The following is a 14239-nucleotide window of genomic DNA, read 5'->3' as shown; positions in this document are numbered from 1 at the left end:
CTCACACAAGGGGGAAGATGGTATGCTGGATAACATTTTTGATCTGGTGTCCGATTTGATCGGAGAAAACAATGTCAATCAGTTGACTGGAAAGCGACTGCCGGGCGGGAACCAGATGCGGAAACCGGTGAAACAAAGACCGGCCACCAGCCGGCCGGCGTCTCGCACATCGGCGGGGCAGACCAAGCTGACCGCCCGCCGGGACCGGCGGGGAGGAGAAGATCCCTGGGACTGGAAAGAGGAGAAGCCGCCCTGGGAGTTTTGAGGTGATAGTATGCTGGATCTGGACCTTTTGTTTCAGAAATCCGATTTGATCCCCGTCATCATCCAGGACGCGGATACCAAAGATATTTTGATGCTGGGCTTTACCAACAAAGAGGCGGTAGAGTTGACCTTAAAGACCAGAACCGCCTGGTTCTGGTCCCGCAGCCGCCAGAAACTGTGGAACAAGGGCGAGAACTCGGGCCACTTCCTCCATGTGAAGAAGATGGTTACCGACTGTGACACCGACACCCTGCTCTATCTCTGCACCCCGGAGGGCCCCACCTGCCATACCGGAGCACGCAGCTGCTTTTTTAACACGATTTGGGAGGAAACACCATGAGCGATACCATTTTACAGGACCTGTACCAGGTGGTGCTGGGCCGCAAGAGCGATCCCCAGGAGGGGTCCTACACCTGCTATCTGTTTGATAAGGGTCTGGACAAAATCCTGAAGAAGGTGGGGGAGGAGTGCTCCGAGACCATCATCGCCGCCAAGAACGGCAAGCAGGAGGAGACGGTGGGGGAGATCTCCGACCTCATCTACCACCTGATGGTGATGATGGCCGACCAGAACATCCCTCTGGACGCGGTGCTGGCCGAATTGGAGCGTCGGAGCCATAAGATCGGCAATCTGAAACAGATGAAGACAGTGGACCACGAGACCTGAGAAAAGGACCTGCCGTAATGGCAGGTCCTTTTTAATGTGTCACATTTCCTTTTCGAAGCGTAAGCGGTAATAGAGGCAGTACCCCTCCAGAAATAGATAACAGGCAACCAGCAGCAGAAGCAAGGGCAGGGAAACATCCATAAGAGCAAATGCCACAAGCAGTGCGCCATAGAGGTAGATGCCCATATCATAGGCTTTGGCTTTGGCACGGTGATCAAGGGCTATATTGCGCTCGTCGTTTTTTTGAATCTCCAGCTGCTTTTGCAGCGATGGATCGTTTTTCAAAGCCCGGCGGCTCAGCAGCTCCCCAGCACTGTGTCCGAAGCAGCCGCAGCCCACCCCGATGCAGAGATAGGGAAGGATGCGCAGAATACCCTGAAGTTCCAGGGAACTTCTGAGCAAAAACAGACCCCCTCCCGCCAGGAGGATGCCAACCAGTACAGCAATCTTATATTTCATAATAATTCCTCCTCATAAAGAAAGATATCTTCAATGCTCATTCCAAAATAGCGCGCAATTTTGAAGGCTAGAAGAATGGATGGATTATAGCGGCCCTTTTCTAACGAGCTTATGGTCTGACGGGAGACCTCCAGTGCCGTGGCCAGTTCCTCTTGACTAATCCCCTTGCTTTTCCGCAGCTCTTCCAATCGATTTTTCAAGTTCATCCTCCTTCGGATGGAAAGCGTCCTTTACATTTGAAGTGTAGCATCGATGCTTTGAAATGTCAAGTGTACTTTCCGTTTTTCCGTAAAAAAGCAGCCGCTGAAAAGCGGCTGCTTTTTGAAGGCTGTGCGAACGCATAGGGGCTGCCGATGTTGGTGCGGCCCAGTTTTTATTTTTGTCCGTAGGTGACGAATAGTGTATACAGCCGGCTGATGGTATTCCAGCTGTCCTGATCCAGTACGCCGGTCTGGGGCCGGCCGTCCAGTTGCTGGACCCAGCGGATATTATGCTGAGTGGCGGTATCGTTCTGGCCGGTGACCGGGGTGGACTGGATGCCATTGAGGAGGCGGGCCAGGGCTCGGAACATGGACTGAACCAGATAGAGATGAACGCTGTCCTGGTCAGGCTTTACAGTGAAATCTCCCTGGGGGTAGCCCCGGAAGGGGAGCGGACCGTTCAGCCGGGCCTTGGCTTGGAGGTAGAGGGCGGCAATGGCGTCCCAGGTGGCCTGGTCCACCCGACCGGTGACCGGCGGGAAAAATTCCCGCTGAAAGAGCATAACGGCCTCCAGGGTGCGCTCCCCAAAGACCCCATCTGGAGTGAGCCGCGGCAGAAAATCATAGAGGAAGGACAGCTCCCGCAGCATGGTTTGCAGGCTGCGGACCGGTTGGCCGATCAGGCGGATCTCTTGAGGCACAATCATGCGGATACTCCTCTCTCATCGGCGGAGCCCAGGGTCATGGGCTGGCCGGGGTACTGAGTCAAACCGGTGGCCTGGCTTTCGGGCAGATCGGGGCGGAATTGCTCCGGGATCACGTTGGTATAGGTCTCCACCGTGTCCGCGATACCGGCATAGAGCCGGTAGAGGGCGGCCCAGGTCTGTGGACCCATGATGCCGTCCTGGGGCAGGCCGGCCATGCGCTGAACCGCGATGACAGCATTTTTTGTGGCGGGACCGTAAATGCCGTCGATGGCCACCCGGGGGATATTGCTGTAGAACTCCGACACCACCGACAGCACATATTGTACGGTCCGTACAGAATCACCTCTGGCGCCCTCGGCCAGCACGTTGGGGAAGGGCTGGCTTCCGCTGCCGGGGTAATAGGTCTGCCCCTGACTGATGAGCTCTGCCAGATCCAGCACCCCCACATAGAGGAACACCATCTTGTACCAGGTGGAATTGCCCACAATGCCGTCGGGAGTCAGATCAAAGATGGACTGGAATTTCTTGACCGCCGCCTCGGTGGCGGGACCAAAGACCCCGTCCACCGGGTAGACCTTGGGAATGGCGGGGTAGTCCCGGGAGATACGGTTGAGCATGACCTGGATGCGCTGTACCGCCTCGCCCCTGTCTCCCCGGCGGATGGGATAGCCGGGGTAGGAGTAGCGGATGCCCTGGACCGGGGCGTTGGTCACCAGCTCAATGTTATCGCCGTAATAGGAGCGCAGGATGGTCATATAGTCCGCCCCCTGTTCCGCCATGGCCTGGCTGCCCCACTGGGATAGCCCGTCACAGGTGACGGTGGTGCCATTGCAGAATTTGGCGGCCAGAGGCTCTACAAAGCCGATGCGCCGTATGTAGGAGTTGAACATCTCATCCACCAGCTGGCTGATATTTTCAAAGATGTTACGGTCCTTGATAAATTTCTGGTCGTAGGCGGTGGAGGAGGTGATATTGAAGGGGTAGCCCCGGCTTGGGTAGAACTCGGTGTATACCCGGTTGAGGGCGAAAGAGATGATGGCCAGGATGTTGGCCTGGAGGGCGGCGGGCTCCCAGGTGGGGTAGATCTCGCTGGAGGCCACGTTTTTCACATACTCCGGAAAGGATACCGTCACATTCTCCGCGCTGGAGCCCGGCGGGCCCAGATGAACGGTGATGTATTGCGGCACATAGGGGGTAATGGGCAGCGATTCTGGCATGGTATCCCTCCTTTACAGATTCTGAGGCGGTACGTTGACCGGGTCCTCCGGCAGCAGAGTGGCAGACTGCTCCGGCAGAGGGATGAGCTCCAACTCCTGCAAGGTCTGGGTGCCGGCAAAGATCTGGACGTTCTCCACCACCAGCAGTTCATAGCCCGGGGACTCAGCCCAGATATCACATACGGCAAAGGGAGTGACAGTGCCGGGAGACTCGCTGGCTGAGGCGTCAGGTGTTTCTACCTGAACCGGTGTGGTGCGGCCATTGGCGTCGGTGACCCGCAGGGCCAGCAGGGTGTGGCGGCCTTCGGTGCCCCGCTGGGTAAAAGCTACGGTGGCGCCTGCCACCGGGATCTGGGCCCGGGACGTGAATACCCGGGTCAGAATGGTTCCTGTTGCGGCCAAGTTGCATTCCTCCTTTTCTTTCCACTCTATGCCGTCAACGGAGGAATTGCCCGTGAGGCGTTGACATCGGGGCCGGTTTTGAGTAAACTGAATAGGAAAGATATCCTCTGGAACGAGTGTGATGGCGCATGAGAAAGCAAAAGGTGTCCAGTGCGGTGATTCGGCGGCTACCCCGGTATTACCGCCATTTGACGGACCTGCATACGGCCGGTGTGGAGCGTATTTCATCCAGTGCTCTGGGCCGCTCCATGGGATTGACAGCCTCCCAGATCCGGCAGGATCTGTCCTGCTTTGGGGAATTTGGCCAGCAGGGATATGGTTATAACGTGGAGAAACTGCGGGATGAGATCTCTGATATCCTGGGTATGAACCGGGGACATACGGCGGTTATTCTGGGCGCGGGCAATCTGGGCCGGGCCCTGATGGAGAACTTCCACTTTGAGCGCTCGGGTGTGGCGCTGGCCGCGGCCTTTGACGTGGCCCCGGAGATCGTGGGCCAGACTCGCTCTGGCGTGCCCATTTATCATGTGGATCGGCTGGAGGAGTATCTGGTGGAGCATCCGGCCAGCATCGGTGTATTGACCGTGCCCCGGAGCGTTGCCAATACCACCGCCAGTCGGCTGGTGCGAGCCGGTGTACGGGGTATCTGGAATTTTACTAACAGCGAGCTGACGGTGGAGGCGCCGGGCGTGGTCATTGAAGATGTTCACTTTGCGGACAGCCTGTTGGCCCTCAGCTATATGATCTCGGAGGACGCATGAAAAAAGCAGCGGCAATCTTGCTTGCCGGGGTGATCCTGGTGAGCTGCGGGGCGGTGGTAGCCGCCGACCAGTCTTTGGTGAGCAAAAGTTATGTAAATGGTACGTTTACCGATGAGGCCCTGAAGCAGGCGGAGCAGCGGGTGGAGGAATTGACGGCACCTGTCTATAATCAGGCGCTGAACCAGCTCAACAGCGAGCATTCCGCATATTTGGCCCAAGCAGGCGGAACGTCCGGACTCAATGACCTGCGCTTTAAAAAGGGCGATGTGCTGACCCTTACCTCCGGCTCCGGCGTGATGCTGCTGGCAGGAAGTGCTACGGCCTCCGGTGGTGTGCTGGTGGATACAACGGCAGGCAATACGGTGGCCTCCGGCAGTGGGCTGACTGCCCGCCACCGCTGTCTGGCAGGGGAGAGCGTCGCTGTGGCGGTGACTGTGACCTCTGATACCGCAGTCCTCTGTCTGGAGGGGAGCTATACCCTCTCCGCCAGCGGAAACGTAGATTATAACGCTATGGCTGACGGCCTGACTAAGATGGGCCTTCTGAAGGGCACCGGCGCCACCTACGGCTCCGGCTATGAGCTGGAGCGCCAGCCGGTCCGGGTGGAGGGCCTGGTCATGTTCATTCGCCTGTTGGGGGAGGAACAGGCCGCCCTGTCCAGTACGGCAACCAATCCCTTTGTGGACAGCCCCAGTTGGGCCGACCGCTATCTGGCCTATGCCTATGAAAAGGGCTACACTACCGGCATTGGTACCAACGCCGCCGGTCAGCTGGTCTTTGCCCCCAACAACACCATTACGGCAGGGGAGTATATGACCTTTGTGCTCCGGGCGCTGGGTTATTCCGAGACTGGCACCAATCCTGACTTTACCTGGCAGACTGCCATGGAGGCGGGGGTAACGCTGGGTTCCATCCGTCAGAGTGAACGCACCATGCTGGAGAGCGGCACCTTCCTGCGGGCCCAGGTAGTCTATCTGTCGGTGTGTGCCCTCTCTGCTCCCACCAAGGACGGCGGAATCCTGCTGGACCGCACTGCCTCCAACGGCGGGTATGACAAGGCCACCATGCAGACCGTGCTGAACGAGGTTTCCGCCCTGCGTCTGAGTTAAATGCACAACACAAAAAACGCGAGCCGTAAGGCTCGCGTTTTTTATTACATCTTGGCGGTGCGCATGGCCCGCATGGCGTTGAGAATGGCGATAACAGAGACGCCAACATCTGCAAAGACGGCCTCCCACAGATTGGCCAGGCCCAGAGCACTGAGCACCAGCACCAGCAGTTTTACCCCCAGAGCAAACACGATGTTCTGACGGACAATAGCCAGAGTGCGGCGGGCGATGGCAATGGCCTGGGCCAGCTTGGAGGGCTTGTCATCCATGAGGACGATGTCTGCCGCCTCGATGGCAGCGTCGGAACCCAGGGCGCCCATGGCAATGCCCACATCCGCCCGGGAAAGGACGGGGGCGTCGTTGATGCCGTCTCCCACGAAGGCAAGGGCCCCCTTGGGGGATACCTCTTTCAGCAGTCCCTCTACCCGGTCTACCTTGTCAGTGGGGAGGAGCTGGGTGTGGACCTCATCCAGCCCCAGCTGGGCGGCTACCGCCTCGCCAACCTGCTTGGCATCGCCGGTGAGCATCACAGTTTTGCGTACTCCTGCCGCCTTCAGTGCGGTGATGGCCTGTTGGGCGTCCGGCTTTACCTGGTCGGAGATGACGATGTGCCCCAGATAGACCCCGTCGGCGGCCACATGGACCGTGGTGCCCACATGGTGGCAGGGGTGCCAGGTGACGCCGATCTCATCCATCAGCTTGTCGTTGCCGGCGCAGATCACCTTGCCGTCCACCATGGCGCGGACGCCCCGGCCGGACAGCTCTTCCGCCTGAGTGACCCGGCTGCGGTCGGGCAGCTGGCCCCAGGCCTCCAGCAGAGAGCGGGAGATGGGATGATCAGAGGAGGCCTCCGCCAGGGCGGCCAGCTCCAGCAGCTGGCTCTGGTCACAGTGATCGGGATGAATGGCGGTGACGTTAAAGACTCCTTGGGTCAGGGTGCCGGTCTTGTCAAAGACCACGATCTCCGTTTTGGCCAGCACCTCCAGGTAGTTGCCTCCTTTGACCAGAATACCGGCCCGGGAGGCCCCGCCGATGCCGCCGAAGAAGGAGAGCGGCACCGAGATCACCAGGGCGCAGGGGCAGGATACTACCAGGAAATTGAGCGCCCGCTGAATGGAATCCAGCCAGCTCACCTGGGTGAAGAGGGGAGGCAGGAGGGCCAGAGCCACGGCAGCCAGCACCACAATGGGGGTATAGTACCGGGCAAATCGGGTGATGAAGTGCTCGGCCTTGGCCTTTTTGCTGCTGGCGTTCTCCACCAGGTCCAGGATCTTGGATACGGTGGACTCCTCAAAAGCCTTTGTGACCTGGACTTTCAGCAAGCCGGACAGGTTGACACAGCCGGAGACCACATCGTCGCCGGGCTGGACCTGGCGGGGGAGGGACTCGCCGGTGAGGGCGGCGGTGTCCAGGGTGGAGGTTCCCTCCAGCACCACGCCGTCCAGGGGAATCCGCTCCCCAGCCTTGATCACAATGGCGTCTCCCACAGATACTTCCTCCGGGTCCACCTGCTGCAGCTGGCCGTCCACCTCGATGTTGGCGTAGTCGGGGCGGATGTCCATCAGAGCCGCGATAGAGGTGCGGGACCGGTTGACCGCATAGCTCTGGAACCACTCGCCTACCTGATAGAACAGCATAACAAAGACGGCCTCCGGGTATTCGCCGATGGCAAGTGCGCCGATGGTGGCCAGGGCCATGAGGAAGTTCTCGTCAAATACCTGCCCGTGGGCGATGTTGCGCACCGCCCGCCACAGCACATCCCAGCCAATGACGGCATAGGGGACCAGAAAGACCGCCAGCTCCGCCCAGCCGGACAGGGGAAGCAGTACAGCCCCAACAAACAGTACCCCGCTGGCCAGAATGCGGATGAGCATCCGCTTTTGCTTTTTGGTCATGATCCATCTCTCCTTTTTACACAGATAACAGGATCAGAACACAATGGTGCAGTCGGGCTCCACCTTTTTGCAGACCTTGGCGGCCTGCTGGAGGATCTCGCCGAACCGGGCGTCGTCGGCGTCCAGGGTCAGTTTCTGGGTCATAAAGCTGACGGTGGCGCTGTTCACCCCGTCCAGCTTGCGAATGGCGTCCTCCATCTTGGCGGCGCAGTTGGCGCAGTCCAGATCTCTCAGCTTGAATGACTTTCTCATCGTAAAACTCCTCTCATTCCGCAATGTGTTCCATGCCCTGGCCCAGAATGGTGCGGACATGGCCGTCCGCCAGGGAGTAGAACACAGTTTTGCCCTCCCGGCGGTATTTGACCAGTTTGCTCTGCTTCAAAGCCCGCAGCTGGTGGGAGATGGCGGACTGGGTCATGCCCAGCAGCTTGGCGATGTCGCACACGCACATCTCCGACTCAAAAAGCACATACAGGATCTTGATGCGGGTAGAATCCCCAAAGATCTTAAACAGCTCTGCCAGATCGTAGAGGATCTCATCTTCCGGCATGGTGCGCTCCACTTTATCCACGATCTCTTGGTGGACGTGGCTGTAATCGCACCGTTCCACGCCGTTGCTGTCTGTCATGACGACCATCCTTTCTAATAACATATGAGCTATTGTTCATATATTATTATATACTTGCTCGGCAGGATGTCAAGAGGGAATGGAAGTTTTTCTTGCGATGGGGCTCGGGCGGGGGTATGATGGGGGAGAGAACAGGCCCTTGGGGCCGGAAGGGACGGATAGATATGAAGCGAGATGATGGACGGGATGTGGGCCTGGAGGCCCTGGACCGGTGCGAATATATGGTGTTGGCGGTAAACGACGTTGAGGGGCTGCCCTATTGTATGCCGCTTAACGGCGTTCGGGTGGGGGAGGCGGTCTATTTTCACTCCAGGCTGGGGGGAGAAAAGCTGGACTGCCTGAGACTCCACCCCCAGGTCTGCCTGACGGCTGTAGGCCATCAGCGGGTGGTGCAGGCGGCCTACGAGACGGAGTTCACCAGCGCCGTAGCCCGTGGGACCGCCCATGAGGTGACCGACCCGGAGGAGCAGAAGGCAGCTCTGCGGGCCATCTGCAAAAAATATGCCCCCGACTGCCCGGAACGGGTGGAGGAGGTCATTGAGAAGCACCTGCCCCGCACCGCGGTGTGGCGGATTGATTTGGAGCAGGTCAGTGGACGGGAACGACTTTGTAAGGAATGAAAAAAGGGGCGCCGCGAGATACGCGGCGCCCCTTTTGTGTACGAATGCTTATTTATACTTGTAGAATCCCTCACCGGCGTTGATGCCCAGCTTACCGGTGTCAATGTACTCCTCTTTCAGCCGCTTGGCCATTTTGCCGTAGGTGGTATTGGGGTCGGCGGCAGCAGGGTTGTTGGTGAGGATATTGTAGGCCGTGGTGATACCCACGATGTCCAGGATGCGGAAGGGGCCCATGGGGGCGCCGGTAGCCAGCACCCAGGTCTTGTCGATGGTCTCGAAGTCGGCGATATCCTCCGCCCACAGGCTCTGGGCTGCCATCAGGAAGGGGACCAGCATGGAGTTGAGCAGGTAGCCGTTTTTTTCCTTCTTCAGACGCAGGGGCACCATGCTGATATCCGCGGCAAACTGGGCAACTTCTTCGTAAGCGGCCGGGGCGGTGCCGGGGTGGCCCATGACCTCCGCGGTATTCTGCTTCCAGATGTTGTTGGCAAAGTGGAGCGCCAGGTACTTCTCTGGCCGGCCGGTATACTGGGCCAGGGAAGAGGGGAGCAGGGTGGAGGTATTGGTGGCCAGGATGGTTTTTTCCGGCAGCAGAGGAGCCAGTTTCTGATAGAATTCGATCTTTTCCTGGGGAACCTCTGCCAGGGCCTCAATGACCAGGTCGGCGTCCTTCACCGCCCCGGCCAGATCGGTGGTCAGGGTCAGGCCGGTCAAAGCTGCGTCCGCCTGGGCGATCAGCCCGTCGATCTCCTCCGGAGTGTAGGTGCGGCTGTTGTCCAGCAGACCGGGACTATAGGGGCCAGGGGTGGACTTGGCGGCAGTGAGTTCCGCCACATAGATGTCGTGAAGCCTCTGCAGCTTGGGCTGGGCCCGGCCGATGGAGGCATCGCTCCTCAGCCAGATGGTGACGTGAAAGCCTTTGTAGGCGGTCTGGTAGGCGATTTGACTGCCCAGCACGCCGCCGCCGATGAGAACCACATTCTGAATGCTCATTGCGCTGCCTCCTGTTAAAAAATTCACGTTTTTATAATGAACTAAATAGTTTAGCTAATGATAGTATAATACAATAACGGTGTTTTGTCAACGCTGTTCCGCCCAAAAGGCAAAAAAACAGGCGCTGCTATAGCAGTGCGCCTGTTTTTTGTTCATCACAATGGGCTGTCAGCTCTCCTGAGGTCACTCCAGCATCCGCTTCAGATACTGCCCGGTGTAGGAGGCGGGGCACTGGGCCACCGCCTCGGGAGTGCCGGTCGCCACAATAGTACCGCCGCCGGAGCCGCCCTCGGGGCCCAGATCAATGACGTGGTCGGCAGTCTTGATCACGTCCAGATTGTGCTCGATGACCACCACGGTGTTGCCCGCGTCCACCAGCTTCTGAAGTACCTCGATCAGCTTATGCACGTCGGCGGTGTGAAGGCCGGTGGTGGGCTCATCCAGAATATAGATGGTCTTGCCGGTGGAGCGCTTGGCCAGCTCGGTGGCCAGCTTCACCCGCTGAGCCTCGCCGCCGGACAGCTCGGTGGAGGGCTGGCCCAGCTTTACATAGCTGAGACCAACCTCGTAGAGGGTCTGGAGCTTGTTGTACAGCCGGGGCAGATGCTCGAAGAAGGGGAGGGCCTCCTCCACCGTCATATCCAGCACCTCATAGATGTTCTTGCCCTTGTAGCGTACCTCCAGGGTTTCCCGGTTGTACCGCTTTCCCTTACATACCTCGCAGGGGACGTAGATATCGGGAAGGAAGTGCATCTCGATCTTGATGAGACCGTCGCCCTGGCAGGCCTCGCACCGTCCGCCCCGCACGTTGAAGGAGAACCGGCCGGGGCCGTAGCCTCTGGCCTTGGCGTCGGGGGTGGAGGCGAACAGGTCACGGATGTCGTTGAAGAGGCCGGTGTAGGTGGCCGGATTGGACCGGGGGGTGCGGCCGATGGGGGACTGGTCGATGGCAATGATTTTGTCCAGATATTCCTCGCCTTCGATGGACTGGTGCTTGCCGGGGCGGGTTTTGGCCCGGTTCAGGTCGGCGGCCAGCCGCTTATAGAGGATCTCGTTGACCAGGGAGGATTTGCCGGAGCCGGATACGCCGGTGACACAGGTGAAGGTACCCAGAGGAATGGACACATCCACATTTTGCAGGTTGTTCTCCGCCGCGCCCTTGACCGTGAGGAAGTGGCCGTTACCGGTCCGCCGCTCCGCCGGAACGGGGATTTTCTTCCGGCCGGACAGGTAGTCACCGGTGATGGAGCCGGGGGTATTTATCACCTCTTCGGCGGTGCCGCAGGCCACCACCTGGCCGCCATGGACGCCTGCGCCGGGGCCAATATCCACGATATAGTCGGCCTGACGCATGGTATCCTCGTCGTGTTCCACCACCAGCAGGGTGTTGCCCAGGTCACGCAGGTGCTTGAGCGTGGCCAGCAGCTTGTCGTTGTCCCGCTGGTGCAGGCCGATGGAGGGCTCGTCCAGAATGTAGAGTACCCCCATCAGGGAGGAGCCGATCTGAGTGGCCAGGCGGATACGCTGGCTCTCACCGCCGGACAGAGTGGCGGCGGCCCGGCTCAGGGTCAGATATTGCAGGCCCACGCTCTGGAGGAAGCCCAACCGGTTCTTGATCTCCTTCAGGATGCGGTCGGCGATGAGCATTTTCTGATCGGAGAGCTCCAGGTGGTCCAAAAAGTCCAGTGCTTCGGTCACGGACTTGCGGCAGAAGGTGTCGATGTTGATGCCCCCCACGGTGACAGCCAGGGCCTCCTTCCGCAGGCGCTTGCCGCCGCAGTCGGGGCAGGGGCGTTCGCCCATGCAGTCCTCCAGATCCCGGCGCATGGCGTCAGACTGGGTCTCCTTATAACGGCGTTCCAGGTTGTTGATGATGCCCTCAAAGGGCTGCATCAGAGTGCCGTGGCCGTTCTCCCGCTCATAGGTCAGCTTCAGCTTTTCTCCCTTGGTGCCGTAGAGGATGATATCCATGATCTCTGCCGGCAGGTCTTTGATGGGGGTGGTCAGCTTGAAGTTGTACTTCTTGGACAGAGCCTCAAAATACATCCGGGAGATGGAATCCCCCTTGATGTTGTTCCAGCCGGAGGCGGTGATGGCCCCCTCCAGGATGGACAGTTCTTTGTTGGGGATGATGAGGTCCGGGTCCACCTTCAGCTGAGAGCCCAGGCCGGTACAGGTGGGGCAGGCACCGAAGGGGTTGTTGAAGGAGAACATACGGGGGGACAGCTCCTCGATGGAGATGCCGCAGTCCTCACAGGCGTAATTCTGGGAGAACATGATATCCCGGTCCTCGCCCACGATGTTGATGACAACCAGGCCGCCGGCCAGGTTGGAGGCCACCTCCACCGAGTCGGTGAGCCGGCGGGCGATATCCTCTTTGATGACCAGCCGGTCCACCACGATCTCGATGTTGTGCTTCTTGTTCTTGTCCAGCTCGATCTCTTCCGTCAGGTCGTACAGAGAGCCGTCCACCCGGCAGCGGACGTAGCCCGACTTGCGGGCGTCCTCCAGCAGTTTCTGGTGGGTGCCCTTCTTGCCGCGGACCACCGGGGCCATGACCTGAATGCGGGTGGCCTCGGGCAGCTCCAGCACCTGGTCAATGATCTGGTCGATGGTCTGCTGCTTAATCTCCTTGCCGCACTTGGGGCAGTGGGGGGTGCCTACCCGGGCCCACAGCAGACGGAGGTAGTCATAAATTTCGGTGACGGTGCCCACGGTGGACCGGGGGTTTTTGGAGGTGGTCTTCTGGTCGATGGAGATGGCGGGGGAGAGGCCGTCGATGTAGTCCACGTCGGGCTTCTCCATCTGCCCCAAAAACATCCGGGCGTAGGAGGACAGGGACTCCACATAGCGGCGCTGTCCCTCGGCATAGATGGTGTCAAAGGCCAGAGAGGACTTGCCCGAGCCGGACAGGCCGGTGAGCACCACCAGCTTGTCCCGCGGGATGTCCACGTCGATGTTTTTCAGATTGTTGGCGCGAGCGCCTTTGACGGAAATATGATCCAGCATAAGATAAAATCCTTTTGATTCAGCGTTTACGAGAAGTTGGTGTGGAAAATGAAATACCACAGGGCCAGGAACAGCAGCGCACCGCCGGCGATCCCGAACAGGATGCGCATGGGCTTGGGAAGTTTGGGCAGGACGGCCAGAACAATGAGGACCAGGGCGATCAGGCCGATGAAGAAGGGCAGATAGACCGCCAGCGCATCCATCAGACCATACTCAGCGTCGGGATTCAGAGTGTTCAATTCCATAGGATCCACCTTCCTCTATGCTGATATCAATAGCCGAACAGATCTGCCACCTTGGTCAGCATATCCCGGATGGGCAGGTTGTAGGGGCAGCGCTTCTCGCAGGCGCCGCACTGGACGCAGGAGCCGGCGTGGTACTGCATGGCGTCGTACCGAGCCTTGGCCCAGTCGGCCAGACCGTATTTGCGGGCATAGTTGGCCATCAGGAAGCAGTTGGGGATGCTGATGCCGTTGGGGCAGGGGGCACAGTAGTTGCAGCGGCGGCAGAACTCGTTGCCAAGTTCCTTGCGGATGCGGTCGCACTCGGCCAGCTCCTCCTGGGTGAGAGGGGAGAAGTGCTCAGCGGCCTCGGCGTTGCGGTCGGCCTCCTCGGGAGAGCCCATGCCGGGAATGGCGATGTCGATGACGCCGGAGGCGGCGATGAACCGCAGGGCCAGGTTCCAGTCGTCCAGATTGCCGCCGGCCATGGGCTTCATGGCAATGGTGCCGATCCCCATCTCCTTGGCCTTCTTCAATACCTCGTGGCCCTGGGTCTCCACGATGTTGTAGGGGAACATGACAGTCTCGATCTTGTCGCCGTGGAGCTCGATCATCTTCTTCAGCGCATCCACGTTGTGGGCGGTGACGCCCAGATGACCGATCTTACCGGCGGCCTTGGCCTCCTTCAGTGCCTCCCAGGCACCGCCTTCGCCAAACACCTTGTCAATCTCAGCCTCGGGCAGGTTGTGGATCTGGTAGACGTCGATGTAGTCGGTGCGCAGGTTTTTCAGGCTGATGTCGATATCCTTGGCCATGGACTCCTTGTCCCGGGCCATGGACTTGGTAGCCAGGATGAACTTATCCCGGCGGCCCTCCAGGGCGGCGCCCAGATACTCCTCGGACACGGTGTAGCCTCGGGCGGTATCGATGTAGTTCATGCCATACTGCTCCAGCTTGTCCACCACCGCCTTGGTATTGGCGGCGTCGGAACGCTGGATCGGGATGCCGCCGAAGGAAACCTGGGCAGCTTTAAGACCAGTTTTACCAAGTGTGACGTAATTCATGACAAAAACCTCACTTTTATGATG

General features: G+C 59.2%; 18 protein-coding genes. 6 read left to right on the top strand and 12 right to left on the bottom strand.

Features of this window, described 5'->3' with window-relative positions; translation table 11 throughout:
- Window positions 1-22: 22 nt before the first annotated feature.
- The 3 genes from B5G42_RS03080 to hisE are packed head-to-tail and all read left to right on the top strand — an operon-like array spanning window position 23 to window position 930.
- The gene (locus tag B5G42_RS03080) at window positions 23-265 is read left to right on the top strand and encodes a hypothetical protein (protein ID WP_087188006.1); all 243 of its coding nucleotides are present in this window, start codon (window positions 23-25) and stop codon (window positions 263-265) included.
- 9 nt (window positions 266-274) lie between these two features.
- Window positions 275-604, top strand: a complete 330-nt coding sequence (gene hisI, locus B5G42_RS03075) for a phosphoribosyl-AMP cyclohydrolase (RefSeq protein ID WP_087266517.1) — start codon at window positions 275-277, stop codon at window positions 602-604.
- Entirely contained in the window at window positions 601-930 is a 330-nt protein-coding gene (gene hisE, locus B5G42_RS03070) for a phosphoribosyl-ATP diphosphatase (RefSeq protein ID WP_087188008.1), read from the top strand. The genes hisI and hisE overlap by 4 nt, the downstream gene beginning before the upstream one ends.
- 39 nt (window positions 931-969) lie before the next feature.
- Here the strand turns inward: hisE and B5G42_RS03065 are convergent, their stop codons facing one another.
- From B5G42_RS03065 to B5G42_RS03045, 5 genes are all read right to left on the bottom strand, one after another.
- On the bottom strand, window positions 970-1389 hold the full coding sequence (locus tag B5G42_RS03065; RefSeq protein ID WP_087188009.1) for a hypothetical protein: 420 nt from the start codon (window positions 1387-1389) through the stop codon (window positions 970-972).
- The gene (locus B5G42_RS03060; RefSeq protein WP_087266514.1) at window positions 1386-1589 is read right to left on the bottom strand and encodes a helix-turn-helix transcriptional regulator; all 204 of its coding nucleotides are present in this window, start codon (window positions 1587-1589) and stop codon (window positions 1386-1388) included. Before B5G42_RS03060 ends, B5G42_RS03065 begins: the two co-directional genes overlap by 4 nt.
- A gap of 173 nt (window positions 1590-1762) precedes the next feature.
- Window positions 1763-2296 (bottom strand): peptidoglycan-binding domain-containing protein, encoded by a 534-nt coding sequence (locus B5G42_RS03055; protein ID WP_242955354.1) that lies wholly within the window; start codon window positions 2294-2296, stop codon window positions 1763-1765.
- Window positions 2293-3513, bottom strand: a complete 1221-nt coding sequence (locus B5G42_RS03050; RefSeq protein ID WP_087266512.1) for a peptidoglycan-binding protein — start codon at window positions 3511-3513, stop codon at window positions 2293-2295. The genes B5G42_RS03055 and B5G42_RS03050 overlap by 4 nt, the downstream gene beginning before the upstream one ends.
- A gap of 12 nt (window positions 3514-3525) precedes the next feature.
- Window positions 3526-3915 (bottom strand): spore cortex-lytic protein, encoded by a 390-nt coding sequence (locus B5G42_RS03045; RefSeq protein WP_087188012.1) that lies wholly within the window; start codon window positions 3913-3915, stop codon window positions 3526-3528.
- 128 nt (window positions 3916-4043) lie between these two features.
- Here B5G42_RS03045 and B5G42_RS03040 point away from each other — a divergent pair, with 128 nt between their 5' ends.
- Window positions 4044-4676 (top strand): redox-sensing transcriptional repressor Rex, encoded by a 633-nt coding sequence (locus tag B5G42_RS03040; protein WP_087188013.1) that lies wholly within the window; start codon window positions 4044-4046, stop codon window positions 4674-4676.
- Window positions 4673-5785: an S-layer homology domain-containing protein gene (locus B5G42_RS03035; RefSeq protein WP_087266510.1), complete on the top strand. Its 1113-nt coding sequence runs from the start codon at window positions 4673-4675 to the stop codon at window positions 5783-5785. The genes B5G42_RS03040 and B5G42_RS03035 overlap by 4 nt, the downstream gene beginning before the upstream one ends.
- A 44-nt stretch (window positions 5786-5829) precedes the next feature.
- Here B5G42_RS03035 and B5G42_RS03030 read toward each other — a convergent pair whose 3' ends face one another.
- The 3 genes from B5G42_RS03030 to B5G42_RS03020 are packed head-to-tail and all read right to left on the bottom strand — an operon-like array spanning window position 5830 to window position 8308.
- Window positions 5830-7680, bottom strand: coding sequence for a heavy metal translocating P-type ATPase (locus B5G42_RS03030; protein ID WP_087266508.1), 1851 nt, complete (start codon window positions 7678-7680; stop codon window positions 5830-5832).
- 33 nt (window positions 7681-7713) lie between these two features.
- A complete protein-coding gene (locus tag B5G42_RS03025) occupies window positions 7714-7932 on the bottom strand; it encodes a cation transporter (RefSeq protein WP_087266506.1) in 219 nt (72 codons plus the stop codon).
- Window positions 7933-7945: 13 nt separating this feature from the next.
- Complete coding sequence (locus B5G42_RS03020) at window positions 7946-8308, bottom strand: ArsR/SmtB family transcription factor (RefSeq protein WP_087266504.1); 363 nt, start codon at window positions 8306-8308, stop codon at window positions 7946-7948.
- A 164-nt stretch (window positions 8309-8472) separates the two neighbouring features.
- Here B5G42_RS03020 and B5G42_RS03015 point away from each other — a divergent pair, with 164 nt between their 5' ends.
- Entirely contained in the window at window positions 8473-8928 is a 456-nt protein-coding gene (locus B5G42_RS03015; RefSeq protein WP_087266502.1) for a pyridoxamine 5'-phosphate oxidase family protein, read from the top strand.
- A gap of 48 nt (window positions 8929-8976) precedes the next feature.
- On the opposite strand, the gene B5G42_RS03010 is transcribed toward B5G42_RS03015, so the two are convergent.
- From B5G42_RS03010 to B5G42_RS02995, 4 genes are all read right to left on the bottom strand, one after another.
- Complete coding sequence (locus B5G42_RS03010; RefSeq protein WP_087266500.1) at window positions 8977-9921, bottom strand: 3-hydroxyacyl-CoA dehydrogenase; 945 nt, start codon at window positions 9919-9921, stop codon at window positions 8977-8979.
- Between the two features lie 183 nt (window positions 9922-10104).
- Window positions 10105-12930 carry an excinuclease ABC subunit UvrA gene (gene uvrA, locus B5G42_RS03005; protein ID WP_087266498.1) on the bottom strand — a complete coding sequence of 942 codons (2826 nt, stop codon included), beginning with the start codon at window positions 12928-12930 and terminating at the stop codon, window positions 10105-10107.
- Window positions 12931-12956: 26 nt separating this feature from the next.
- Window positions 12957-13175 (bottom strand): hypothetical protein, encoded by a 219-nt coding sequence (locus B5G42_RS03000; RefSeq protein WP_087266496.1) that lies wholly within the window; start codon window positions 13173-13175, stop codon window positions 12957-12959.
- A 26-nt stretch (window positions 13176-13201) separates the two neighbouring features.
- Window positions 13202-14215 carry an aldo/keto reductase gene (locus B5G42_RS02995; RefSeq protein WP_087266494.1) on the bottom strand — a complete coding sequence of 338 codons (1014 nt, stop codon included), beginning with the start codon at window positions 14213-14215 and terminating at the stop codon, window positions 13202-13204.
- Between the last annotated feature and the right edge of the window lie 24 nt (window positions 14216-14239).

It is taken from the genome of Flavonifractor sp. An91, assembly GCF_002159225.1.
Lineage (GTDB): Bacteria > Bacillota > Clostridia > Oscillospirales > Oscillospiraceae > Flavonifractor > Flavonifractor avicola.
Note: the sequence above shows the minus strand (reverse complement) of the source record. Positions and strands in the feature narration are given on the sequence as shown.

Coding starts and splice junctions, on each gene's coding strand:
- B5G42_RS03055 (WP_242955354.1), bottom strand. CDS start 2,296: ATGATTGTGCCTCAAGAGATCCGCCTGATCGGCCAACCGGTCCGCAGC.
- B5G42_RS03065 (WP_087188009.1), bottom strand. CDS start 1,389: ATGAAATATAAGATTGCTGTACTGGTTGGCATCCTCCTGGCGGGAGGG.
- B5G42_RS03015 (WP_087266502.1), top strand. CDS start 8,473: ATGAAGCGAGATGATGGACGGGATGTGGGCCTGGAGGCCCTGGACCGG.
- B5G42_RS03050 (WP_087266512.1), bottom strand. CDS start 3,513: ATGCCAGAATCGCTGCCCATTACCCCCTATGTGCCGCAATACATCACC.
- B5G42_RS03035 (WP_087266510.1), top strand. CDS start 4,673: ATGAAAAAAGCAGCGGCAATCTTGCTTGCCGGGGTGATCCTGGTGAGC.
- uvrA (WP_087266498.1), bottom strand. CDS start 12,930: ATGCTGGATCATATTTCCGTCAAAGGCGCTCGCGCCAACAATCTGAAA.
- B5G42_RS03030 (WP_087266508.1), bottom strand. CDS start 7,680: ATGACCAAAAAGCAAAAGCGGATGCTCATCCGCATTCTGGCCAGCGGG.
- B5G42_RS03025 (WP_087266506.1), bottom strand. CDS start 7,932: ATGAGAAAGTCATTCAAGCTGAGAGATCTGGACTGCGCCAACTGCGCC.
- B5G42_RS03080 (WP_087188006.1), top strand. CDS start 23: ATGCTGGATAACATTTTTGATCTGGTGTCCGATTTGATCGGAGAAAAC.
- hisE (WP_087188008.1), top strand. CDS start 601: ATGAGCGATACCATTTTACAGGACCTGTACCAGGTGGTGCTGGGCCGC.
- B5G42_RS03000 (WP_087266496.1), bottom strand. CDS start 13,175: ATGGAATTGAACACTCTGAATCCCGACGCTGAGTATGGTCTGATGGAT.
- B5G42_RS02995 (WP_087266494.1), bottom strand. CDS start 14,215: ATGAATTACGTCACACTTGGTAAAACTGGTCTTAAAGCTGCCCAGGTT.
- B5G42_RS03040 (WP_087188013.1), top strand. CDS start 4,044: ATGAGAAAGCAAAAGGTGTCCAGTGCGGTGATTCGGCGGCTACCCCGG.
- hisI (WP_087266517.1), top strand. CDS start 275: ATGCTGGATCTGGACCTTTTGTTTCAGAAATCCGATTTGATCCCCGTC.
- B5G42_RS03020 (WP_087266504.1), bottom strand. CDS start 8,308: ATGACAGACAGCAACGGCGTGGAACGGTGCGATTACAGCCACGTCCAC.
- B5G42_RS03010 (WP_087266500.1), bottom strand. CDS start 9,921: ATGAGCATTCAGAATGTGGTTCTCATCGGCGGCGGCGTGCTGGGCAGT.